This is a genomic window from Neobacillus sp. 19, from assembly GCF_049463095.1.
GTDB lineage: Bacteria > Bacillota > Bacilli > Bacillales > Cytobacillaceae > Neobacillus.
Genome location: NZ_JBMPZU010000055.1, coordinates 1 through 1,545, shown reverse-complemented (window position 1 = coordinate 1,545; position 1,545 = coordinate 1). Strand labels below are relative to the sequence as shown.

Below are 1,545 nucleotides of genomic sequence, written 5' to 3'. Positions count from 1 at the left end.
ACCTCGTCAGCCAGAATCGCTTTTCCATTCATGTTTTCAATTACTTGTTTTGCTGTTTCGAGCTGGTGTGGGAGGGGTGTTAAATTTTGCAGGTGATTAGGTGCTTGTAATCCCACGAATTCAGGGATTACGGAAACGTTTTTCAACCCCGATTGCCAGTCGAATAATCCCAGTTCCCCCATGGCCCGTCGTTGTCAGTTCTATGTAAAAATTATCCTGCCAAAGAGGAATCAAATTCAATTTTGACCGACATCATTTCAGCTCCTTTTCATGTAAAGTTATGATTGCCCAATGTATGGGTTTAATGGTAGGATGATAATAGCTTTGAAAGTTTTAAATATTTTAATAAGGTAATTTATTTTTTAAGTATAATTAGTATGACCAAATTGGAAAATATTATAATGCGAATGATAACAAGGGGAGAGACTACCTTTGTAGCGCCGAAGGAGCAAGCAGAAGCTGGATCTTCAGAGGCAAAAGAACTCTTGTTTGACGCAGCTCTGGAGAGTGCTGGTCCAATTCGGCCAGCCACCAAAGGGGAAAACCATTTAGGTAAACTTTCAGGTGCAAGGACAGAGACCTTCTTTCGTTAAAGGGAGGTTTCTGTCCTTTTTTGCGCCCTTTTTCAGAATGTTTACACTTTTTGTTGTTTTTCACTAATCCAAAACTGAATAGTAATATTTCCTGATTTTGTTATTAGTTCAATCTTTTTTAAAGAGTCATTTAAAACAAATTAATGAAGTGATGAGTGAAGGGGGACTTTAGGATGACAGAATTAAAACGTACTCCACTTTTCTAGGTATAAAGAAAATGGCGGGAAAACCATCGATTTTGGCGGTTGGGAGCTGCCTGTACAATTCTCCAGCATTAAGGAAGAGCATGAAGCAGTCCGAAATCGTGCTGGCCTGTTTGATGTATCCCATATGGGAGAAAGTGGAGGTAAAAGGGATCTGACAGCTTGCCTTACTTACAAAAATTGATGACAAACGATATTTCGAAAGTGAAAAACGGCGGTGCCCAGTATACAGCAATGTGCTATGAAAATGGTCGGCACGATCCATGATTTACTTGTTTATAAAATCGAGGACGAACATTATCTTTTAGTGGTAAATGCTTCTAATATTGAAAAGGATTACAAATGGCTTGAAGAGCATCTAGAAGGTGATGTCAGCATCGAAAACCTTTCAGAAAAATGGTCAACTCGCTATTCAAGGACCTCTTGCCGAGAAGGTTTTGCAAAACTGGCGCCTGACACAAATTTAAGTGATATTGGCTTTTTCAAATTCCAGCAGGATGTAAACATAAACGGCAAAAGAGACTCTTGTACTTGAGTACGGGTATACCGGTGAAGACGGCTTTGAAGTGTATTGTGATGCAAATGATGTTGTCGAACTTTGGAGAGCGATTTTACAAACTGGTGAGGAGGAAGGGATTCTTCCGTGTGGATTAGGTGCGCGTGATACCCTGCGTTTTGAAGCGAATTTAGCCCTTTATGGTCAAGAACTTTCACCAGACATTTCACCGCTGAAGCAGGAATTGGCTTTG

General features: G+C 40.1%; 2 pseudogenes and 1 riboswitch. Of the pseudogenes, one reads left to right on the top strand and one right to left on the bottom strand.

Annotated features, from left to right (window positions below):
• A pseudogene (locus tag ACO1D1_RS16975) lies at positions 1-182 on the bottom strand (ATP-dependent helicase); the annotation flags it as partial.
• A gap of 308 nt (positions 183-490) precedes the next feature.
• A riboswitch (glycine riboswitch) is annotated at positions 491-586 on the top strand.
• Between the two features lie 180 nt (positions 587-766).
• Between ACO1D1_RS16975 and gcvT the strand changes: the two are divergent.
• Positions 767-1,545 (top strand): annotated as a pseudogene (gcvT, locus tag ACO1D1_RS16970) (glycine cleavage system aminomethyltransferase GcvT); the annotation flags it as partial.